General features: G+C 53.2%; 22 protein-coding genes and 2 pseudogenes. 20 read left to right on the top strand and 4 right to left on the bottom strand.

Translation table 11 applies throughout. The annotated features are described in order from the left end of the window. Nucleotides 1-8 precede the first annotated feature (8 nt). The 3 genes from ligA to IPM39_25545 form a co-directional block, all read right to left on the bottom strand. A complete protein-coding gene (ligA, locus tag IPM39_25555) occupies nucleotides 9-2,054 on the bottom strand; it encodes an NAD-dependent DNA ligase LigA (GenBank protein ID MBK8989386.1) in 2,046 nt (681 codons plus the stop codon). A 174-nt stretch (nucleotides 2,055-2,228) separates the two neighbouring features. Continuing rightward, a complete protein-coding gene (locus IPM39_25550; GenBank protein ID MBK8989385.1) occupies nucleotides 2,229-2,666 on the bottom strand; it encodes a four helix bundle protein in 438 nt (145 codons plus the stop codon). A gap of 143 nt (nucleotides 2,667-2,809) precedes the next feature. Beyond that, the gene (locus IPM39_25545) at nucleotides 2,810-3,787 is read right to left on the bottom strand and encodes an integron integrase (protein MBK8989384.1); all 978 of its coding nucleotides are present in this window, start codon (nucleotides 3,785-3,787) and stop codon (nucleotides 2,810-2,812) included. A 576-nt stretch (nucleotides 3,788-4,363) separates the two neighbouring features. Between IPM39_25545 and IPM39_25540 the strand changes: the two genes are divergently transcribed. The 18 genes and pseudogenes from IPM39_25540 to IPM39_25455 all read left to right on the top strand — a co-directional run bounded on the left by IPM39_25540 (nucleotide 4,364) and on the right by IPM39_25455 (nucleotide 19,205). Further along, nucleotides 4,364-4,732, top strand: a complete 369-nt coding sequence (locus IPM39_25540; GenBank protein MBK8989383.1) for a hypothetical protein — start codon at nucleotides 4,364-4,366, stop codon at nucleotides 4,730-4,732. A gap of 45 nt (nucleotides 4,733-4,777) precedes the next feature. Continuing rightward, on the top strand, nucleotides 4,778-5,110 hold the full coding sequence (locus IPM39_25535; GenBank protein MBK8989382.1) for a transposase zinc-binding domain-containing protein: 333 nt from the start codon (nucleotides 4,778-4,780) through the stop codon (nucleotides 5,108-5,110). Further along, nucleotides 4,995-5,549 (top strand): annotated as a pseudogene (locus IPM39_25530) (transposase). Before IPM39_25535 ends, IPM39_25530 begins: the two are co-directional and overlap by 116 nt. Beyond that, nucleotides 5,504-5,689, top strand: coding sequence for a transposase (locus tag IPM39_25525; GenBank protein ID MBK8989381.1), 186 nt, complete (start codon nucleotides 5,504-5,506; stop codon nucleotides 5,687-5,689). The pseudogene IPM39_25530 and the gene IPM39_25525 overlap by 46 nt, the downstream one beginning before the upstream one ends. Further along, nucleotides 5,686-6,027, top strand: coding sequence for a transposase (locus tag IPM39_25520; GenBank protein ID MBK8989380.1), 342 nt, complete (start codon nucleotides 5,686-5,688; stop codon nucleotides 6,025-6,027). Before IPM39_25525 ends, IPM39_25520 begins: the two co-directional genes overlap by 4 nt. Nucleotides 6,028-6,442: 415 nt before the next feature. Beyond that, the gene (locus tag IPM39_25515) at nucleotides 6,443-6,772 is read left to right on the top strand and encodes a hypothetical protein (GenBank protein ID MBK8989379.1); all 330 of its coding nucleotides are present in this window, start codon (nucleotides 6,443-6,445) and stop codon (nucleotides 6,770-6,772) included. An 83-nt stretch (nucleotides 6,773-6,855) separates the two neighbouring features. Further along, entirely contained in the window at nucleotides 6,856-7,266 is a 411-nt protein-coding gene (locus IPM39_25510; GenBank protein ID MBK8989378.1) for a transposase zinc-binding domain-containing protein, read from the top strand. Nucleotides 7,267-7,363: 97 nt separating this feature from the next. After that, entirely contained in the window at nucleotides 7,364-8,083 is a 720-nt protein-coding gene (locus tag IPM39_25505) for a transposase (protein MBK8989377.1), read from the top strand. A gap of 481 nt (nucleotides 8,084-8,564) precedes the next feature. Continuing rightward, the gene (locus tag IPM39_25500) at nucleotides 8,565-10,313 is read left to right on the top strand and encodes an NACHT domain-containing protein (protein MBK8989376.1); all 1,749 of its coding nucleotides are present in this window, start codon (nucleotides 8,565-8,567) and stop codon (nucleotides 10,311-10,313) included. A gap of 80 nt (nucleotides 10,314-10,393) precedes the next feature. Continuing rightward, nucleotides 10,394-11,914: a hypothetical protein gene (locus IPM39_25495; protein MBK8989375.1), complete on the top strand. Its 1,521-nt coding sequence runs from the start codon at nucleotides 10,394-10,396 to the stop codon at nucleotides 11,912-11,914. After that, a complete protein-coding gene (locus tag IPM39_25490; protein MBK8989374.1) occupies nucleotides 11,901-12,815 on the top strand; it encodes a WD40 repeat domain-containing protein in 915 nt (304 codons plus the stop codon). Before IPM39_25495 ends, IPM39_25490 begins: the two co-directional genes overlap by 14 nt. A gap of 73 nt (nucleotides 12,816-12,888) precedes the next feature. Beyond that, the gene (locus IPM39_25485; protein MBK8989373.1) at nucleotides 12,889-13,761 is read left to right on the top strand and encodes a hypothetical protein; all 873 of its coding nucleotides are present in this window, start codon (nucleotides 12,889-12,891) and stop codon (nucleotides 13,759-13,761) included. A gap of 398 nt (nucleotides 13,762-14,159) precedes the next feature. After that, nucleotides 14,160-14,588 carry a hypothetical protein gene (locus IPM39_25480; protein MBK8989372.1) on the top strand — a complete coding sequence of 143 codons (429 nt, stop codon included), beginning with the start codon at nucleotides 14,160-14,162 and terminating at the stop codon, nucleotides 14,586-14,588. A gap of 98 nt (nucleotides 14,589-14,686) precedes the next feature. Beyond that, nucleotides 14,687-15,163: a hypothetical protein gene (locus IPM39_25475; GenBank protein ID MBK8989371.1), complete on the top strand. Its 477-nt coding sequence runs from the start codon at nucleotides 14,687-14,689 to the stop codon at nucleotides 15,161-15,163. Nucleotides 15,164-15,328: 165 nt separating this feature from the next. After that, entirely contained in the window at nucleotides 15,329-15,583 is a 255-nt protein-coding gene (locus IPM39_25470) for a type II toxin-antitoxin system HicA family toxin (GenBank protein ID MBK8989370.1), read from the top strand. After that, complete coding sequence (locus IPM39_25465; GenBank protein MBK8989369.1) at nucleotides 15,580-15,924, top strand: type II toxin-antitoxin system HicB family antitoxin; 345 nt, start codon at nucleotides 15,580-15,582, stop codon at nucleotides 15,922-15,924. The genes IPM39_25470 and IPM39_25465 overlap by 4 nt, the downstream gene beginning before the upstream one ends. A gap of 746 nt (nucleotides 15,925-16,670) precedes the next feature. Further along, nucleotides 16,671-17,867 carry a transposase zinc-binding domain-containing protein gene (locus IPM39_25460; GenBank protein MBK8989368.1) on the top strand — a complete coding sequence of 399 codons (1,197 nt, stop codon included), beginning with the start codon at nucleotides 16,671-16,673 and terminating at the stop codon, nucleotides 17,865-17,867. 828 nt (nucleotides 17,868-18,695) lie between these two features. Next, the gene (locus IPM39_25455) at nucleotides 18,696-19,205 is read left to right on the top strand and encodes a hypothetical protein (GenBank protein MBK8989367.1); all 510 of its coding nucleotides are present in this window, start codon (nucleotides 18,696-18,698) and stop codon (nucleotides 19,203-19,205) included. Nucleotides 19,206-19,609: 404 nt separating this feature from the next. Here the strand turns inward: IPM39_25455 and IPM39_25450 are convergent, their stop codons facing one another. Continuing rightward, nucleotides 19,610-19,771: a hypothetical protein gene (locus IPM39_25450; GenBank protein ID MBK8989366.1), complete on the bottom strand. Its 162-nt coding sequence runs from the start codon at nucleotides 19,769-19,771 to the stop codon at nucleotides 19,610-19,612. Between the two features lie 1,041 nt (nucleotides 19,772-20,812). Here IPM39_25450 and IPM39_25445 point away from each other — a divergent pair. Both IPM39_25445 and IPM39_25440 read left to right on the top strand, forming a co-directional pair. After that, nucleotides 20,813-20,980, top strand: a pseudogene (locus IPM39_25445) (transposase zinc-binding domain-containing protein). 294 nt (nucleotides 20,981-21,274) lie between these two features. After that, nucleotides 21,275-21,640, top strand: a complete 366-nt coding sequence (locus tag IPM39_25440) for a transposase (protein MBK8989365.1) — start codon at nucleotides 21,275-21,277, stop codon at nucleotides 21,638-21,640. Nucleotides 21,641-22,079 lie beyond the last annotated feature (439 nt).

Genomic DNA, 22,079 nt, shown 5'->3' with positions numbered 1-22,079 from the left:
AGATTGAATTATAACACGGGCTGCGCACCGACCAGCATTTTACGGAGGGTGGGTTCGTCGAGGATGGGGATGCCTAGCTGCTGTGCTTTGGCGAGTTTGCTGCCGGCGTTTTCGCCGGCGAGCAGGTAACTGGTGTTTTTGCTGACGCTGCCGGTGACTTTGCCGCCGTGCTGCTCGATGAGCGCTTTGGCTGCGCCGCGGCTGAGGCTGGGCAGGGTTCCGGTGATGACAAAGGTGAGGTTGGCGAGGGGCTGCGGCGTGGCTGCGGCGACGGCCGTTCGCTCCAGGGCAAAGCGCAGCCCGGCGGCGCGTAGTTTTTCCAGGACGGCGCGGTTTTTGTCGTTGGCGAACCAGGTGGTGACGGAGACGGCCGTGCCCGGCCCAATCCCCTCTATCGCTTGCAACTGCTCCTGGGTGGCGGCGGCGATTTCATCTATGCCGCCCAGTTGGCCGATGAGCAGGGCGGCGACGACGCTGCCGACGAAGCGAATGCCCAGCGCCGCCAGCAGGCGTTCTGGCGGGCGGCTTTTGCTGGCTTCGACGCCGGCCAGCAGGTTGTCGACTTTTTTGTCTTTGAAGCCTTCCAGATCGAGCAGTGTTTCCTTATTTAAATAGTAGATGTCGGCGATGTCGTGGATGAGGCGCTTTTCGGTGAGGAGGACGGCCGTTTGGCCGCCGAAGCTCTCGATGTCCATAGCGTCGCGGCTGACGAAGTATTCGACACGGCGCACAAGCTGTTCTGGGCAGGCGGGGTTGTCGCAGTAGATGGCGACTTCACCGGGGGGCTGTATGGCCGGTTCGCCGCAGGCGGGGCAGTGGCTGGGCTTCATCACAATGCGCTCTGTGCCATCGCGCCTGTCTATGACGGGGCCAACGATGTAGGGGATGACTTCACCGGCGCGTTTGACCAGCACGTAGTCACCGATGCGGATGTCTTTGCGGGCGATTTCGTCGTAGTTGTGCAGGGTGGCATTGCGCACGATGACGCCGCCAATCTCTACCGGCTCCAACACGGCCGCCGGGGCCAGGATACCGGTGCGCCCAACGCTGACGACCACGTCGAGCAGGCGGGTGGTTTTTTCCTGGGCGGGGAATTTGAGGGCGATGGCTCCGCGGGGGTCTTTGCCGACGAAGCCGAGGCTGTCGGCCAGGGGGCGGTTGTTGATTTTGGCGACGATGCCGTCTACTTCATAGTTGATGGTGTTGCGATAGGTGGCCCAGCGCTCGTAGGCGGCGGCGACGGCGGCCAGGTCGGGGCAGTATTGGCTGTCGGGGGAGACGGGGAAGCCCCAGGCGCGCAGCAGCTGCAGCCGTTCCCACTGGGTATCGGGCACGCGGCCCCCTTGCCAGGCGACAAAATCATAGACGTAGAGGGTTAACGGCCGTTGGGCGGTGATGGCTGAATCGAGCTGGCGCAGGGAGCCGGCGGCGGCGTTGCGCGGGTTCATGTAGGCGGCTTCACCGGCGGCCAGGCGGTCGGCGTTGAAGGAGTCGAATTTGTCGAGGGGGAAGAAGGCTTCGCCGCGGACAACAAGATAAGTTGGGAGTTGGGAGTTGGGAGTTGGGAGTGGGGCGACGGGGATGTGGGGGGGGAGGGCGCGGAGGGTGCGGAGGTTGGGGGTGATGTCTTCGCCGATCTGGCCGTCGCCGCGGGTGGCGCCTTGGGTGAAACGGCCGTCCTGGTAGGTGAGGACGACGCTGAGGCCATCGAGCTTGGGTTCGACGGTGAAGTCCAGGGGCACGTCGGGGTCGGGCAGGAGGCGACCGATGCGGGCGCGCCAGGCGTAGAAGTCGGCCATGTTGAAGGCGTTGGCCAGGCTGAGGATGGGGGCGGGGTGGACCACTTTGGCGAAGGCGCTTTGGGGCGGCGCGCCGGCGCGTTGGGTGGGGGAGTCTGGGGTGATGAGGTCGGGGTGGGCGGCCTCTAGTTCCACCAGTTGGCGGTAGAGTTCATCGTACTCGGCGTCGCTGATGACGGGGGCGTCGAGGACATGGTAGCGGTGCAGATGGTAATTGATTTGTTGGCGCAGGTGGGTGATTTGGGGTTCGGGCATTTTTGTATTCCGTATTCCGTATTCCGTGTTCCGTGGTCCGTGGTCCGTGGTCCGTGGTCCGTGTTCCGTGTTCCGTGTTCCGTGTTCCGTGTTCCGTGTTCCGTGTTCGGCTTACGGATTACGGCTTACGGATTACGGCTTACGGCTTACGGCTTACGGATTACGGATAACGACTTACGCTTCATTCTCGGTAAAATACTCGGCTGGCGATTCGCGCAGGTAGTTTTCGGGGTTGCAAAATTGGTCGGCTTTGCTGATCATGCCGCCGATGAGTTGGCCAATGCGCTGACAGTGGGATAGAAGCTGGTTGGCTTCGGCGGGAGTGAGATAGTGGCAGTCAACGGCCGTTTCGATCCAATGCTGCGTTTCTTGCTGTTCGCCATCCGCATCTGTCAGTTTGCTGATAAAGTGCTTTTCGTAGCGACGTTTTGCCCAGGCTTCGGCGATGTTCGCGCCAATAGAGCGGGACGAACGTCGAATCTGATCTGTGAGCGCATAAGCCTCCTCTTTAGGAAACTTTTTCGTGCGCTCGAAGACAAGCAATGATAATTCACGTGCCAACTTATAGGCAAGCAACCCGCGAAAGCTGTGGGTATAGGTTAGTTTTTCCATTTTGCACTTTGTTCCGTGTTCCGTATTCCGTGTTCCGTGTTCCGTGTTCCGTATTCCGTATTCCGTGTTCCGTGTTCCGTGTTCCGTGGTCCGTGGTCGGCTTACGGATTACGGCTTACGGTTCACGGATTACGGTTCACGGATTACGGATTACGGATTACGTCCAACGGGCTGCGGACGGCCAGGCCGCCCTGGTTGAGGACGTGGGTGTAGATCATGGTGGTTTTGACGTCGGCGTGGCCGAGCAGTTCCTGGACGGTGCGGATGTCGTAGCCGTTTTGCAGGAGGTGGGTGGCGAAGCTGTGGCGGAAGGTGTGGGGGCTGACGGGTTTGGGGATGGCGGCGAGTTGGGCGGCTTTGTGGACGGCTTTTTGCACGCTGTTTTCGTGCAGGTGATGGCGGCGGACGGCGCCGCTGCGTGGATCGGTGGAGCGGCGGTCGGCAGGGAAGATGTACTGCCAGGCCCAGTCGCGGCCGGCGTTGGGGTATTTGCGGGCGAGCGCGCCGGGCAGGTAGACAGCGCCGAAGCCTTCTTCCAGGTCGCGGTTGTGCCAGTGGTGGGCGCGTTGTAGTTGTTCCTGGAGGGGTGGAATGGCGCTTTGGGGCAAAACAGTGACGCGGTCTTTGTCGCCTTTGCCGTCGCGCACCACAATCAGATTTTGGGCAAAATCCATGTCTTTGACGCGCAGCCGGAGACATTCGAGCAAACGCAGGCCGCTGCCGTAGAGCAGTTTGCCGACGAGTTGGTAGACGCCGGGCAGGCAGGCGATGACTTGTTGGGCTTCGGCGGGGGTGAGGACGGTGGGCAGCTTTTTGGGTTTGTCGGCCCAGGGGACATTGACCTGGCCGATTTCTTGGTTGAGGACGTCGCGGTAGAGGAAGAGCAGGGCGGCGAGGGCCTGGTTTTGGGTGGAGGGGGCGACGTGGTCGTAGGCGGCCAGGTGGGCGAGGAAGGCTTCGATTTCGGCGGCGCCCATGTCGTTGGGGTGGCGCTTGTGGTGGAAGAGGATGAAGCGTTTGATCCAACCGATGTAGGCTTCTTCGGTGCGGAGGGCATAGTGTTTGAGGCGGGCGCGTTCGCGGGCCTGGTCGAGCAATTTGGGGGCGCGTTGAGCGGTCATGAGAACTTCCTTGAAAATAGCTAGAGCTAGAGCTAGAGCTAGAGCTAGAGCTAGAGTGTGGCAAGACTTCTTCCTCTTCCTCTCGCTCTCGCTCGTGCTTTTCAATTGTGGTGGTGGGTGCTGCCCACTCATGAAATCACTTGTTAGAATGGGACACGCTTTTTTGTTCACTGGTTCGTCTGATCGGGTTGGCAGGCCAACTGGTCAATAGCCCTATTGTTTGCTTGACAACCGATTATGGCATCGTGTATTGTTAGCGATTATGAGCGGTTGATGAGTCGCGCGCAGCAACCATGCGGGTAATTATACAGAAAAAATGTTCTATATAAAAGAGCTATTTTGAGGCAAAATGAGGCAAAAATGCAGAAGATTTTCGGCATAACGTTCCATGGGGGCATTACGCAGAAGATTTTCGGCTAAGTATTAGGCAGAAAATCTTCGACATATTATAATATATCGAATATCTAGTTAGATGAAAGCTCCGCTAGAGGAAGACCGTGTATCAACTCCCGATCGTATGTAAAATTTTGACTCAAATTAGCAGAGCAAAAGCGTTCAGAGAGCAAAGAAGTTGACATGTCTGCCCATCATAGCCGTCATGATAAAGTTATCGGTTATTTTGCCTATGAATCGCCTACCAGGGTGGTCTGCACCGGTGCAGCCTGTGTCATTGCCGGCTCACGGCGGGCCATGCAGCAGTATCTTTTAGAAATCGACCCGCAGCAACGGCCGCACCGGACTATTCAGAAAACCACCTTCGCTGAAATCAAGCGCGGTCTTGAACTGGGCGCTGCGTACGCTTTTGACAAAGCAGCCTATAAACGGTTTTATCCGTTGGCCAGAGGAGCCGGACTGGGCGTGCCGGAAGCAAATAACGCAGACTTTGCCCAACACGAAGCGGCCGTAGAACAGTTTTTGATCATCCAATTGCCAGACCTGTCGTAGGCATCGGACTTGCGACATTCTGGCTTCGACGGGTACCATAGTCTCATGTTCTTGCCAGACATCAAGGTCGAAACAACCCGCGCCAAACACAGCGTCGCCGACGTGCTGCGCACCGGCAACTGGCTGGATACCTGCCGACGGCAGCACCCCCTCAGCTACCAACAAACCAAAGCAGTCAACGACATCTTGCGCTGCCGCACGGCGGCGTTGGGCGGCTACCTGAAACAGTGCGATTCCTGCGGTCAGTGGGAAATCGCTTACTGTGCCTGCAAGAACCGCCACTGCCCCGGCTGCGGCCATTTCGAGAAGGCGCAGTGGTTGGAAAAGCAGAAAGCGCTGCTGCTGCCCTGCCCTACTACCAGGTTGTCTTCACCATAGACCACGTCTTCAACCCCTGGTGCGCTATAACCAGAAGCTGCTCTATGACCTGCTGTTCCAGACAGCGCGGCTGCTGAAGACCTATGGGGAGAAGTACCTGAAAGGGAAAATCGGCTTTACCATCGTCCTGCACACCTGGGGCCAGACGATACAGTTCCACCCCCACATTCACTGCATGGTGACCGGCGGGGCGTTGGTCAAGACAAAGGCCGGCGGCAGATGGCGGTCGGCGCACAAAGAAGTACCTCTTCCCGGTAGTGGCCCTGTCGGCCGACTTCCGCCGCGCGTTTGCCAGGGAGTGCGGGAATTGGCCCAGCAGGGCAAGTTGGCCTGGGACGCGGCGGCGATGGGACAGACAATCGAAGAGATGGTGACAGCGGCGCTGCGCCAGAATTGGGAAGTGTACATCGAAGCGCCGCCCAAGGAGCCGACAACCGCAGCCCAGAGACGCTGGCCGAGTATTTGGGTCGTTACCTGCACGCTATCGCCATCAGCAACCACCGCATCTTGCACATCGGGCCAGAGGGCGTCACCTTCCGCTACCGCGACAATCGGGCGGACGGAGTGGAGAAGGGATGACCCTGCCGGGGTTAGAATTCATCCGCCGTTTTTTGCTGCACGTGCTGCCCCATCGCTTTGTGCGCATCCGCCATTACGGGCTGCACCACAGCCAGGCGAAAGCCGAGCGACGACAAGCGCGGGCGTTGTTGGGCGTTGGCGGGGCGCTGCCAGTCCCGGCCAAACTACATCTGCTGGATTGGCTGGCGGCATTTCTGGAGAAAGACCCGAATTTGTGCCCGCATTGCGGCCAGGGACAGATGCGTACCGTGCGCGAGTTTGGGCCGGTGAAAGGATGGCGTGGTTTTCTGGCGCGGCTGGTGGGCATACCGGGTAGAGCGCGGCCGGCGCCTGTCTGACGACTGGATGCGGGAGTGCCGGGTTTCGGGAAGGGGGAGTGGGCCTGATGGCTGAAAAGAGGTAAAAACAGGCTGATTTGCAGCAGTTTTACAGGTGACAAAAGGCGAAAAATGGTTTATGATGCCGGGCAAACAGGGTCAGTTAAGGTAACAGCACACCTCCAGCAGCTTACTGGAGCCACACGAGAAACAGGGCAAACACTATAGCCAACCGCCCATCTAACCGCAGATGAACCGGACACACCGGGCAGAACGAAGCCTGGTTCAGTCCGTCTTGTGTCTGCCCGGTGCGCCGGTTATCTGATCGTTAGATGAAAGCTCCGCTAGAGGAAGACCGTGTATCAACTCCCGATCGTATGTAAAATTTTGACTCAAATTAGCAGAGCAAAAGCGTTCAGAGAGCAAAGAAGTTGACATGTCTGCCCATCATAGCCGTCATGATAAAGTTATCGGTTATTTTGCCTATGAATCGCCTACCAGGGTGGTCTGCACCGGTGCAGCCTGTGTCATTGCCGGCTCACGGCGGGCCATGCAGCAGTATCTTTTAGAAATCGACCCGCAGCAACGGCCGCACCGGACTATTCAGAAAACCACCTTCGCTGAAATCAAGCGCGGTCTTGAACTGGGCGCTGCGTACGCTTTGACAAAGCAGCCTATAAACGGTTTTATCCGTTGGCCAGAGGAGCCGGACTGGGCGTGCCGGAAGCAAATAACGCAGACTTTGCCCAACACGAAGCGGCCGTAGAACAGTTTTTGATCATCAAAGTGCCAGACCTGTCGTAGGCATCGGACTTGCGACATTCTGGCTTCGACGGGTACCATAGTCTCATGTTCTTGCCAGACATCAAGGTCGAAACAACCCGCGCCAAACACAGCGTCGCCGACGTGCTGCGCACCGGCAACTGGCTGGATACCTGCCGACGGCAGCACCCCCTCAGCTACCAACAAACCAAAGCAGTCAACGACATCTTGCGCTGCCGCACGGCGGCGTTGGGCGGCTACCTGAAACAGTGCGATTCCTGCGGTCAGTGGGAAATCGCTTACTGTGCCTGCAAGAACCGCCACTGCCCCGGCTGCGGCCATTTCGAGAAGGCGCAGTGGTTGGAAAAGCAGAAAGCGCTGCTGCTGCCCTGCCCCTACTACCAGGTTGTCTTCACCATAGACCACGTCTTCAACCCCTGGTGCGCTATAACCAGAAGCTGCTCTATGACCTGCTGTTCCAGACGGCGCGGCTGCTGAAGACCTATGGGGAGAAGTACCTGAAAGGGAAAATCGGCTTTACCATCGTCCTGCACCCTGGGGCCAGACGATACAGTTCCACCCCCACATTCACTGCATGGTGACCGGCGGGGCGTTGGTCAAGACAAAGGCCGGCGGCAGATGGCGGTCGGCGCACAAGAAGTACCTCTTCCCGGTAGTGGCCCTGTCGGCCGACTTCCGCCGCGCGTTTTGCCAGGGAGTGCGGGAATTGGCCCAGCAGGGCAAGTTGGCCTGGGACGCGGCGGCGATGGGACAGACAATCGAAGAGATGGTGACAGCGGCGCTGCGCCAGAATTGGGAAGTGTACATCGAAGCGCCGCCCAAGGGAGCCGACAACCGCAGCCCAGAGACGCTGGCCGAGTATTTGGGTCGTTACCTGCACGCTATCGCCATCAGCAACCACCGCATCTTGCACATCGGGCCAGAGGGCGTCACCTTCCGCTACCGCGACAATCGGGCAGACGGAGTGGAGAAGGAGATGACCCTGCCGGGGTTAGAATTCATCCGCCGTTTTTTGCTGCACGTGCTGCCCCATCGCTTTGTGCGCATCCGCCATTACGGGCTGCACCACAGCCAGGCGAAAGCCGAGCGACGACAAGCGCGGGCGTTGTTGGGCGTTGGCGGGGCGCTGCCAGTCCCGGCCAAACCATCTGCTGGATTGGCTGGCGGCATTTCTGGAGAAAGACCCGAATTTGTGCCCGCATTGCGGCCAGGGACAGATGCGTACCGTGCGCGAGTTTGGGCCGGTGAAAGGATGGCGTGGTTTTCTGGCGCGGCTGGTGGGCATACCGGGTAGAGCGCGGCCGGCGCCTGTCTGACGACTGGATGCGGGAGTGGCCCGGGTTTCGGGAAGGGGGGAGTGGGCCTGATGGCTGAAAAGAGGTAAAAACAGGCTGATTTGCAGCAGTTTTACAGGTGACAAAAGGCGAAAAATGGTTTATGATGCCGGGCAAACAGGGTCAGTTAAGGTAACAGCACACCTCCAGCAGCTTACTGGAGCCACACGAGAAACAGGGCAAACACTATAGCCAACCGCCCATCTAACCGCAGATGAACCGGACACACCGGGCAGAACGAAGCCTGGTTCAGTCCGTCTTGTGTCTGCCCGGTGCGCCGGTTATCTGATCGTTAGGACGTGCCACTATTTGCAAAGGAAGCAGATCCACCATAAGCGAAGCATATAAACTATCTAGAACAGCCTTCAGATTTACAGCCTAACCATGTTCGTATCTTCAGAACCATACCCAATTAGCCAATTCAAATAAAAGGACATGACAATGCCTGATCCGATTGCTATCACCGCCGTTTTGGGTCTTATCACCAGTAAAGTGCTTGACACCCTCGCCGACAAAGGAATGGAGAAAGCTGCCGATGCTGCCATGGCCAAGCTTCAGGGAGATAAAGTCAAGAATGCATTTAGACTGGCTTTAGGTGAAGCGATCCGACGTTATGCTACCGTTGGAACTCGTTTTACAATCGCCGCCCCATTGCTTGCACAAGATGGACCATTGACAGAACAATCCGTTGCCGAAGAGTTAGCACAAATTCTACGCTTCGATCGTGAGCCAAATTACCGACTGATTGGGGATCGTTGGAAGGCGTCTATTGAAAATCCTCCAAAGTGGATAGATTTCACTTCACAAGCGGAGATTTTTGCAAACTGCCTTCGAGATGAATTAAAAGCAAGCGAGGTGTTTGGGGTCACAATGGAGCGGCGTATGATTGATGGGATTAATGATAACGTCGCTGTATTGGTTGAAGCCTTACACAGTATAGTTGACGATCTGAACGAATTATGCAGCATGATGGATGCGCCTATAAGCGAGCTTATCCTAGCTATTGCGGGTTCTAGTTTTAGGATACAGGAACAAGCACGGGACTTTACTTGGTATATTAAGGATAAGACACGTGATTTTGTGGGCAGGCAATTCGTTTTCGATCGAGTGAATGCCTTCACTCAGGCTAATCCACAAGGCTATTTTATAGTTCGCGGAGATCCTGGCATTGGGAAAACGGCTTTAGCAGCACAATGGGTAAAAACTCACAAGTCTCCCCATCATTTCAATATACGTTCAATAGGCATCAATAATTCAGAAGTCTTCCTCCGAAATATCTGCGCTCAACTGATAGCTGCATACAAATTAGAACACTATTCATTACCTCCAGACATCGCTCAAGATGGTGGTTTTTTGATTCACTTAATGAATGAAGTTTCGGAGAAGCTTGAAACAGGTGAAAGAGTTGTAATAGTGATTGACGCCCTTGATGAGGTGGAAGATCAAGGAAGTATTTCTGGCAGGAACCTGCTATGTCTCCCGCATAAACTGCCGAAAGGCGTGTATATCCTTGTCACAACCAGAAGAACTGACTTGCATATGCGAATCGAGTGTGAACAAGAGACGCTAGATATCGAACAGAATCAAAAGGAAAATATAGAGGATGTCAAACTGTATATTGAGAGTAAATTAGGCCTATTCGGTATACAGAAGTACCTTATTGATCAAGGAATCGATAAAGCAGTATTTGTCGAGAGTCTGGCAGAAAAAAGCCAGGGCAATTTCATGTACTTGACCTATATACTACGCGACATTAACCACGGTGTTTATGAGGATACGTCTTTAGAGAAATTGCCCATTGGTTTGACAAACTACTATGAAGATCACTGGGGGCGGATGCGCCAACATAGCGAGACGGGTTGGTTAACCTACAAACTGCCTATAGTAATAGCGCTGTCTATTGTTAGAGAGCCGGTTTCGATTGAGTTAATATCAGCATTCTCCAACGTCAAGGACTACAGGCAAATTCGATCTGTGCTGCTTGAATGGCAGCAGTTCCTGTACGAACAAAAAATTGTGTGTAACGAAATGCTGCAAAAACGATGGCGCTTATATCACGATAGCTTCCGTGAATTTATCGCTAGTAAAGATGAAGTTGAGGGAGAACATGTTAGTTTAAGAAAGGCTTACGGGATTATGGTGGATGCAGTATGGTCTGATGAAGCGTTTTCTCAGAATTCGAGTGCTTAACTTTCAAAGCAGGATTCTCACTGTGATGCAACTTTATTAAGGCGTCAAATCTGGTTAGTCTTGGGGAAGTCCCGATAAAGATGAACGGTTTCTCAAACTATCTATCAAGTTTGTCACCCGAGAAGCGGGATTTCCTCGTTAAATATTTGCCGGAGTGGCTGAAAAAGAGTGATGACTTCAAAAGACTATATATTGTGTTGACCTGCTATCCTTTTCTTGACGCGAAGCTTTCTCTGTGCGGTATAGGCTCTCTAATTGAAGATTTCAATGACTCAGGCAATGTTGAGTTAGAGTTAATCAGTGAATCTTTAATCTTATCATCCCACATTTTGCAAAAAGACAAATATCAACTTAGGCAGCAATTGGTTGGACGCTTATCAGATATCGAGAATTCGGGAATCAGGAAGCTGCTAGATCAGATCAAGGCAACAGCAAGTTACCTAGAATTGCTTCCACTGACATCAAGCTTAACAAGTCCCGGCAAAGATTTGTTACTTATTATTGATTTCGCTGCCCATTGTATTGAAATTAGTCCCGATAGTAAGTTTCTTTTAGCAGGTGGTAGCGATATTGTTACTCTTTGGAATATAGACAACGGCTGTTTTATAAGATCGTTTGAACCCAAACCGAAGATTTACGGAACTTTCTCAACACAGTTAGAAAGTAATTTGGGTAATAATATTACTGTTACTCGTGATTCTGCTGGCAGGATCAAATACATAGATTCCAAATCAGGGGATGTTCTGTGGACTGAGGCATCACCGAAGCTAATTTACTCTCGTTTAGCTTTTTTACCTGGCGGGAAACATTTTCTTAGCATATCTGAAAACAAGATAACCCTATGGGATATCGACGGGGGTGAAATTCTATACTCTCTTCCAGGTACGCTCACGAAGAAAAAAAAAGTAATTGTTCGAGATAAACAAACTGGGGAAATAGTAAATTCGTATAAACGCATATCAAATCCCTGGATAAAAACTCTTACCATTGCACCTGATGGAGATAATGTTGTTCTAGGATCAAGTAGTGGCGAACTTGTTTTGTGGACAATTGAAACTGGTCATATGTTGAAATGCATCAAAGGCCACGATAAATCAGTAACCAGTTTAGCCTTCTCTACAGAGGCCAAGATGTTTGCCTCTGGATCAAGTGATGGAACTATAAAATTCTGGAATACAGAAACATGGGAAATAGTTAATATGCTTGTGGTTCCCTTTTCTCTTCCAATCAGCGATTTAGCTATCTTTGGCAACAAGTACCTAATTGCTGCTGCTGGCAATTCCCAAACTGATAAAGAGGTTACAACATTTACTTTGTTTGATATCGAATTTAGCAGGGTGATTCATACGTTCAGTGGATACAATAAATCTATTGTAGCACTCAGCAAGCCAAAAGGTAATGGGATCATTGCCTCAGCTTCGGTAGGCTTCAACTCAACCGATACGGTTGACATATGGGAGATATATTCTGGGAATCACCTCAAATCCATTAAGCAGTTTCGAGGAAAACCAAATGACGTAATAATGACTCCTGATTGTCAACAAATAGTCATTGCCTCTGATGTCATCACAAAATGGAGATTAAGCCATGCATTATCTTGAATCCTGCGCCCATTCAGGCATGGTTCATTCAATTTCTGTATGCCACACTAAGAACCTTGCAATTACCGGATCTGAAGATGCTGAAATAAAGGTGTGGGATCTCGATACTGCCAGATTGATTAGAACTATACGAGGCCACACGGCAAGTGTATCGTGTGTTTCTTCTTGTTTGGATGATACCCATATCCTTTCACTATCATCCGAGGATGACTCTTTTAGGCTATGGGAGATCGATTCGGGGAAATTAGTCACGACATATCCAGCGCTTACAAAAAACCTATTTAATCCAGCCGTAGTTCTAAAATTCGTTGTTACACCTGATGGGAAAAACGTCATCTCCACCTTTAATGACTTTATTAAGGTTTGGAACGTGAGTAATGGTGAACCGATAAGCATATTTAGGAGGCATAAGGGATTGGTAATGTCTCTGGCCATCAGTTGCGACGGACAATTTGTGATTTCTGGTGCACAAGACAGGGAAATCAAGGTATGGGACATAAAACAAGGCTCACTATATGATGTAATAGTACCAAAGTTGGAAATTCGCAATCCTATGATTGGTATCAAACCTATTGCAGTTACACCTAATGGACAATGTATTCTATTTTCGGGCATGGGTAGTCATGATATTTACATGTGGAATAATCACTCAAAAGAATTAGTCAGATGCTTTCAAGGACATTCTTCTTTGATATCTGGAATAAATATCACACCGGACAATAAGTTTATATTATCATCTTCTTATGATTGCTCTGCTCTACTCTGGGATTTTGAAACTGGGAACAAAATATCCGCATTTTCTGTTGATGGGCCAATTGCAGCGAGCGCATTCAGCCCGATTGAGAATACTATTCTCTTGGGAGAAAAATCTGGCCAATTACATTTTTTGCGCTTGTCGTAGAAAAGAGTTTTTCACTTTTCATCCAATAACCAAATATCTTGTAAGACAAGACTCGTCTAACAAGGAGTAAACAATGGATAGCCTTGAAGACTATATGTTTGCCAAATTGACCGAATATATTCAGAGAGAGCGATTAAAGGGCATGGAAGATAACTACATCATGGATTTGCTTATGAACGCCGGGCATGAAAGAGCAATTTTACTCAAGGCTTTTTTAAAGACAGGTGAACCTTATGATGATTCGTGCGATAATCTACCGGCCATCATATCTGGCATTGGTGGAGTAATCATACTACATCGTAAGGATGGGTCTACTGACAGAGTAGAAGAAATAAAAAGATATTCAATTGAAGAAACGGATGATGAGGATATCGAGTTCCAGTACGAGAAGGAGGCTGAAGAACGCAGATGGAAAGACTGGGAACAAAGGCTCCATGGGATACCCGCAAAGTTGTCCGCAATTGAAGAAATTGATCTAACAGATGTTACTTCTGTTGCTAGTGATGGTGAAATGCGGGGTCTTAGTGATTTTAAAATAGACGCGATAGCGAAGCTCATCATTAAACGGTTGGAAGAAGGTGACAATCGGGCCGGCCATATGTGGGAAACTTTTGCAGAAATTGGGCATGATGATGATGAGATTGGCAAAGCCTTCATGATAGCAGCTAAAACCTATTTTAAGGCCGACAAAGGCTTTTTTCTTAGCAATCTCTGGAAACGTAAAAAACCATCTGCAAAGGAAAGACTTGAGCGCCTAAATAAAGGATACTGTCCAGTTCACGGTGTACCGATGCAACAGGCTAGAGGATCGCATATCCACAGTGACGGCGCTAAGAGCTACATGATTGTAAGTTGTTCGCATGGAAACTGTGCAGTACAGGCAAAAGCCTACGGACAAAACGGTCCTTGGGAATTGGTACAAGGGTGGAAGTTTTTATGTGCATAGGGCTGTTTCAAAGTACGATTGAGAGCAGACGCAGCAAAATTTCTGCGTGATTTGCAGCAATGCTTCCAGAGAATGCGTGCCTTCCAGGCTTTGACTCAGGTGGTCTATAACTCTGGATTTTCTACTTTGAAACAGCCCTACTCTGTGCAGACCATTTCCCATTATAATGTTCGCTAACAATCAGCGTCGCAGCCTGTTCCGTCAGTCCGATTCGGTGCAAAGCATTAACAATTTCGCTCAGGCAAGCCGGCAAAGGCATGGGTCAGGCGTCCCGCCTAACACGTGTTGCAGTTGACGCTGGCGCGATGCCTCGGACGGCGTGCATTTTGGTGAATGGCAAAGGCGTTGGCTGACCGCGCCAGCGCAACTGAACAAGGCGTTAGGCATCAAAAATCATCATGAATGAGGAAGAACGTTGGGCATATTTGGTAACTCTGGACGAAGAACTCTTACAAGGCAGTGTTATTTTGTCGGAGTGGTGTTCTTTTATCGTTCGAGAAGCTGATACAGCTTTTGCTCACGGTGCTTATCTAGCTTCCATCCTGACTGCTGTTGCAGGCATCGAGACCTATTTACGAGCAGAATATGCAAATAGTAAGCGTTCCCGATTGTACGACTTAATTGAGGATTCTCCGATAGACGAAGACCTAAAAACAGAACTTCACACTATACGCAGATTTCGCAATCAGTGGGTTCATGTGGATCAACCTTGGGAAGATGCTGCATTACTGGAGTTTTCAGAAATGCTTGAAGACGAGTGTGAAAACATGGCGCTTCGAGCTGTTCATATCCTTAGGCGGACCATTTATGAGAACCCATCGATATGATGTAGTCTTAACGGTAGCCGACTCACCCCCTGTATTTGCCCTGGGCTTTCCATTTAGTGTCAGTAAAAATATTCAACCACGCACAGAAGGTGGGATCTATGAATTTGAACAACTTAGCTAACATAGCCACAATAATAGAGGCGCTCTTCGTAATTATCTCCGTTGTTTTTATATGGAGAGAACTGCGTGAAAACACCAAACTGTCACGAACCGCAAACTCTCAATCCTTAGTCGAATTATCATCCCCATTCAACATGCAACTAATACAAGATCGTCAGATGGCTGAACTATGGGTGTTGGGTTCAGAAAAGTACGACAATATGGATGTGGTTGATAAATATCGCTACAAAAGCTTGCTCGTTTGGTGGTTGATCCTACATGAGAATATATTTTACCAAAAGCAAAACGACTTACTTGATAGCGCTATTTATGCTGCTTGGGCCAGTGACCTTAAAGATTTCGTTAAACAGCAAAACCTAACGCGACTTTGGGATGAGCTTAAAGGAAACTTTCAGAGCGAGTTTGTTGAACGTGTAACCGAATTGATCGAAGAACATAAGACAGATTTACGTTAAAATCGCCTAACATTCCGTCAAGCTGACGCTGGCGCGAAGCCTCGGACGGCTTGCGTTTTGGTGATTGGCAAAGGTTTTGGTTTACCGCGCCAGCGCAGCTTACGGTGGCGTTAGGGGCGGCGGCAACACTGGAAAGTGACGGCGCAATCTGCTATCATAGTTGACATGAACACAAAGCAGCGCAAAACACTTTCCGCAATCTTTGCCGACCCGATTAACGGCAACATTGAATGGCGTAGCATCGAATCTTTACTTGTGGCTATTGAGTGCCAGGTTATTGAGGGAAGTGGTTCACGGGTGACCTTCATTTTGAATGGGCAACGCGCCGATTTTCATCGGCTCCACCCTGGAAAAGAGGCGCTGCGTTATCGCGTGAAAGATGTGCGCGAATTCTTGCAGAGGGCAGGAGTAACCCCATGAACGAAATGACTTACCAAAACTATTCTGCGAAAGTCGAATACGATCCTATAGATAAAATCTTTGTCGGACACATTATCGGAATTCGAGACATTGTTGGCTTTCATGGCAGCACCGTTGAAGAACTGGAATCCGCATTTCATGACGCCGTAGATCACTATCTGGAAGTGTGCGAAAAAATCGGACAGCCACCGCAACGGTCCTATTCGGGTAAATTGACGTTGCGGATTCCGCCAGAGATTCATATGGCAGTTGCCACAGCAGCAGAAATCAACAGCAAGAGCATCAATCAGTGGGCTACTGATGTTTTGAAACAAGCCGCGATGCTTGAAGCGGCTTCGTAGTCTTCAGTCAAGATGGGGTGATCGTTTGGGGCAAAGGTGTTGGAAATTGTTGCTCAGAAAGGCAAAGAGACCTAACAACCCATGCAGCCGACGCTGGCGCGATGCCTCGGACGGCTTGCTATTTGGTGAATGGCAAAGGTTTTGGTGACCCGCGCCAGCGCGGCTGATGGTGACGTTAGATGAAAGCTCCGCTAGAGGAAGACCGTGTATCAACTCCCGATCGTATGTAAAATTTTGACTCAAATTAGCAGAGCAAAAGCGTTCAGAGAGCAAAGAAGTTGACATGTCTGCCCATCATATGCCGTCGATAAAGTTATCGGTTATTTTGCCTATGAATCGCCTACCAGGTGGTCTGCACCGGTGCAGCCTGTCGTCTTGCCGGCTCACGGCGGGCCATGCAGCAGTATCTTTTAGAAATCGACCCGCAGCAACGCCGCACCGGACTATTCAGAAAACCACCTTCGCTGAAATCAAGCGCGGTCTTGAACTGGGCGCTGCGTACGCTTTGACAAAGCAGCCTATAAACGGTTTTATCCGTTGGCCAGAGGAGCCGGACTGGGCGTGCCGGAAGCAAATAACGCAGACTTTGCCCAACACGAAGCGGCCGTAGAACGGTTTTGATCATCCACCGCAGACCTGTCGTAGGCATCGGACTTGCGACATTCTGGCTTCGACGGGTACCATAGTCTCATGTTCTTGCCAGACATCAAGGTCGAAACAACCGCGCCAAACACAGCGTCGCCGACGTGCTGCGCACCGGCAACTGGCTGGATACCTGCCGACGGCAGCACCCCCTCAGCTACCAACAAACCAAAGCAGTCAACGACATCTTGCGCTGCCGCACGGCGGCGTTGGGCGGCTACCTGAAACAGTGCGATTCCTGCGGTCAGTGGGAAATCGCTTACTGTGCCTGCAAGAACCGCCACTGCCCCGGCTGCGGCCATTTCGAGAAGGCGCAGTGGTTGGAAAAGCAGAAAGCGCTGCTGCTGCCCTGCCCCTACTACCAGGTTGTCTTCACCATAGACCACGTCTTCAACCCCCTGGTGCGCTATAACCAGAAGCTGCTCTATGACCTGCTGTTCCAGACGGCGGCGCGGCTGCTGAAGACCTATGGGGAGAAGTACCTGAAAGGGAAAATCGGCTTTACCATCGTCCTGCACACCTGGGGCCAGACGATACAGTTCCACCCCCACATTCACTGCATGGTGACCGGCGGGGCGTTGGTCAAGACAAAGGCCGGCGGCAGATGGCGGTCGGCGCACAAGAAGTACCTCTTCCCGGTAGTGGCCCTGTCGGCCGACTTCCGCCGCGCGTTTTGCCAGGGAGTGCGGGAATTGGCCCAGCAGGGCAAGTTGGCCTGGGACGCGGCGGCGATGGGACAGACAATCGAAGAGATGGTGACAGCGGCGCTGCGCCAGAATTGGGAAGTGTACATCGAAGCGCCGCCCAAGGGAGCCGACAACCGCAGCCCAGAGACGCTGGCCGAGTATTTGGGTCGTTACCGCACGCTATCGCCATCAGCAACCACCGCATCTGCACATCGGGCCAGAGGGCGTCACCTTCCGCTACCGCGACAATCGGGCAGACGGGTGGAGAAGGAGATGACCCTGCCGGGGTTAGAATTCATCCGCCGTTTTGCTGCACGTGCTGCCCCCATCGCTTTGTACGCATCCGCCATTACGGGCTGCACCACAGCCAGGCGAAAGCCGAGCGACGACAAGCGCGGGCGTTGTTGGGCGTTGGCGGGGCGCTGCCAGTCCCGGCCAAACTACATCTGCTGGATTGGCTGGCGGCATTTCTGGAGAAAGACCCGAATTTGTGCCCGCATTGCGGCCAGGGGACAGATGCGTACCGTGCGCGAGTTTGGGCCGGTGAAAGGATGGCGTGGTTTTCTGGCGCGGCTGGTGGGCATACCGGGTAGAGCGCGGCCGGCGCCTGTCTGACGACTGGATGCGGGAGTGGCCCGGGTTTCGAAGGGGGAGTGGGCCTGATGGCTGAAAAGAGGTAAAAAACAGGCTGATTTGCAGCAGTTTTGCAGGTGACAAAAGGCGAAAAATGGTTTATGATGCCGGGCAAACAGGGTCAGTTAAGGTAACAGCACACCTCAGCAGCTTACTGGAGCCACACGAGAAACAGGGCAAAACACTATAGCTAACCGCCCATCTAACCGCAGATGGACCGGACACACCGGGCAGAACGAAGCCTGGTCCAGTCCGTCTTGTGTCTGCCCGTGCGCCGGTTATCGATCGTTAGATGAAAGCTCCGCTAGAGGAAGACCGGCCTATCAACTCCCGATCGTCGTATAAATTTTGACTCAAATTAGCAGAGCAAAAGCGTTCAGAGAGCAGAGAAGTTGACATGTCTGCCCATCATAGCCGTCATGATAAAGTTATCGGTTATTTTGCCTATGAATCGCCTACCAGGTGGTCTGCACCGGTGCAGCCAGTGTCGTTTCCGGCTCACGGCGGGCCATGCAGCAGTTATCTTTAGAAATCGACCCGCGGCAACGGCCGCACCGGACTATTCAGAAAACCACCTTCGCTGAAATCAAGCGCGGTCTTGGACTGGGCGCTGCTACGCTTTGACAAAGCGGCCATAAACGGTTTTATCCGTTGGGCTAGAGGAGCCGGACTGGGCGTGCCGGAAGCAAATAACGCAGACTTTGCCCAACACTTTAGCGGCCGTGGAACAGTTTTTGATCATCCAATTGCCAGACCTGTCAATGAGGCATCGGACTTGCGACGTTTAAGCTCGACGGGAACCATAGTCTCATGTTCTTGCCAGACATCAAGGTCGAAACAACCCGCGCCAAACACAGCGTCGCCGACGTGCTGCGCACCGGCAACTGGCTGGATGCCTGCCGACGGCAGCACCCCTCAGCACCAACAAACCAAAGCAGTCAACGACATCTTGCGCTTCCGCACGGCGGCGTTGGGCGGCTACCTGGAAACAGTGCGGTTCCTGCGGTCGGTGAAATCGCTTACTGTGCCCAAAGAACGCTACGCCCCGGCTGCGGCCATTTCGAGGAAGGCGCGTGGTTGGAAAAGCAGAAAGCGCTGCTGCTGCCTGCCCCTACTACCAGGTTGTCTTCACCCCTAGACCACGTCTTCAACCCCCTGGTGCGCTATAACCAGAAGCTGCTCTATGACCTGCTGTTTCAGACGGCGAGCGCGGCTGCTGAAGAACCTATGGGGGAAGTACCAATGGTACTGGTTTTACCAATAGTCCTGCACACCTGGGGCCAGACGATACAGTTCCACCCCACATTCACTGCATGGTGACCGGCGGGGCGTTGGTCGGGACAAAGGCCGGCGGCAGATGGGGTCGGCACAAGAAGTACCTCTTCCGGTAGTGGCCCAATGTTGACTTCCGCCGCGCGTTTGCCAGGAGTGCGAATTGTTACCAGAGGCAAGTTGGCCTGGGACGCGGCGGCGATGGGACAGACAATCGAAGAGATGGTGACAGCGGCGCTGCGCCAGAATTGGGAAGTGTACATCGAAGCGCCGCCCAAGGGAGCCGACAACCGCAGCCCAGAGACGCTGGGCCGAGTATTTCGGTCGTTACCGCACGCTATCACATCAGCAACCACCGCATCTTGCACATCGGGCCAGAGGGCGTCACCTTCGCTACCGCGACAATGGGCAGACGGAGTGGAGAAGGAGATGACCCTGCCGGGGTTAGGAATTCATCCGCCGTTTTGCTGCACGTGCGCCCCATCGCTTTGCGCGCATCCGCCATACGGGCTGCACCACAGCCAGGCGAAAGCCGGGCGACGACAAGCGCGGGCGTTGTTGGGCGTTGGCGGGCGCTGCCAGTCCTGCCAAACTCCATCTGCGATTGGCGGCATTTCTGGAGAAGATCCCGAATTTGTGCCCGCATTGCGGTCAGGGACGGATGCGTACCGTGCGCGAGTTTGGGCCGGTGAAAGGATGGCGGGTTTTCTGGCGCGGCTGGTGGGCATACCGGGTGGAGCGCAATGGCGCCTGTCCGGACGACTGGATGCGGGAGTGGCCCGGGTTTCGGGAAGGGATGGGCCTGATGGCTGAAAAGAGGTAAAAACAGGCTGATTTGCAGCAGTTTTACAGGTGACAAAAAGGCGAAAATGGTTTATGATGCCGGGCAAACAGGGTCAGTTAAGGTAAATCACACCTCCAGCAGCTTACTGGAGCCACACGAGAAACAGGGCAAAACACTACAGCCAACCGCCCATCAACCGCAGATGAACCAGACACACGGCAAGAACGGCCTGGTTCAGTCCGTCTTGTGTCACCCGGTGCGCCGGGTTATCTGATCGTTGGATTAAAGCTCCGCTAGAGGAAGACCGTGTATCAACTCCCCGATCGTATGTAAAATTTTTTGACTCAAATTAGCAGAGCAAAAGCGTTCAGAGAGCAAAGAAGTTGACATGTCTGCCCACCATAGCCGTCATGATAAAGTTATCGGTTACTTTGCCTAGAATCGCCTACCAGGGTGGTCTGCACCGGTGCAGCCTGTGTCGTTGCCGGCTCACGGCGGGCCATGAGCAGTGTCTTTTAGAAATCGACCCGCAGCAACGCTCGCACCGGACTATTCAGAAAACCACCTTCGCTGAAATCAAGCGCGGTCTTGAACTGGGCGCTCGTACGCTTTTGACAAAGCAGCCTATAAACGGTTTTATCCGTTGGCCAGAGAGGCCGGACTGGGCGTGCCGGAAGCAAATAACGCAGACTTTGCCCAACACGAAGCGGCCGTAGAACAGTTTTTGATCATCCAATTACAGACCTGTCGTAGGCATCGGACTTGCGACATTCTGGCCCCGACGGTAACCATAGTCTCATGTTCTTGCCAGACCTCAAGGTCGGAGCAACCCGCGCCAAACACGCGTCTTCGACGTGCTGCGCAACGGCAACTGGCTCGATACCTGCCGACGGCGGCACCCCTCAGCTACCAACAAAACCAAACAGTCAACGCCATCTTGCGCCGCCGCACGGCGGCGTTGGGCGGCCACCTGAACCATTGCGATTCCTGCGGTCAGTGGGAAATCGCTTACTGTGCCTGCAAGAACCGCCACTGCCCCGCTCCGGCCATTTCGAGAAGGCGCAGTGGAAGAAAAGCAGAAAGCGCCGCTGCCCTGTCCCTACTACCAGGTTACCACCATAGACCGTCTTCAACCCCTGGTGCGCTTATAAACCAGTTGGTCATGACCTACAGTTCCAGACGGCTGGCGCGGCTGAAGACCTATGGGAGAAGTACCTGAAAGGGAAAAAATCGGCTTTACCATCGTCCTACACCTGGGGCCAGACGACAGTTCCACCCCACATTCACTGCATGGTGACCGGCGGGCGTTGTCAAGACAAAGGCCGGCGGGCAGATGGCGGTCGGCGCACAAGAAGTAATTCTCTTCCCGGTGGTGGTCTGTCGGCCGACTTCCGCCGCGTTGGCGTTTCCGGTTCAGGGAGTGGAACGTGGTCTACAGGCAAGCGCCAGGGCCCGGGACGCGGCGGCGATGGGACAGACAATCGAAGAGATGCAGGCGCTGGCGCCGCGCCAGAATCGGAGTGTACATCGAAGCGCCGCCTGTAAGGGAGCCGACAACCGCAGCCCAGAGACGCTGGCCGAGTATTTGGGTCGTTACCTGCACGCTATCGCCATCAGCAACCACCGCATCTTGCACATCGGGCCAGAGGGCGTCACCGCTACCGCGACAATCGGGCAGACGGAGTGGAGAAGGAGATGACCCAGCCGGGGTTAGAATTCATCCGCCGGCTTGCTGCACGCTGCTCCCATCGCTTCTGCGGATCCGCCAGCCACAGGCTGCACCACAGCCAGGCGAAAGCCGAGTGACGACGCGTGGGCGTTGTTGGGCGTTGGCGGGCGCTGCCAGTCCCGCCAAACCACATCTGCTGGATTGGCTGGCGGCATTTCTGGAAAGAAAGACCCGAATTTGTGCCCGCATTGCGGCCAGGGACAGATGCGCAACGGGCGCGAGTTTGGGCCGGTGAAAGGATGGCGTGGTTTTCTGGCGCGGCTGGTGGGCATACCGGGTAGAGTTGGGCCGGCGCCCGTTCGACGACTGGATGCGGAGTGGCCTGGGTTTCGGGAAGGGGGAGCGGGCCTGATGGTCAAAGAGGTAAAACAGGCTGATTTGCAGCAGTTTTACAGGTGACAAAAGGCGA

This window comes from Candidatus Leptovillus gracilis, from assembly GCA_016716065.1.
GTDB lineage: Bacteria > Chloroflexota > Anaerolineae > Promineifilales > Promineifilaceae > Leptovillus > Leptovillus gracilis.
Note: the sequence above shows the minus strand (reverse complement) of the source record. Positions and strands in the feature narration are given on the sequence as shown.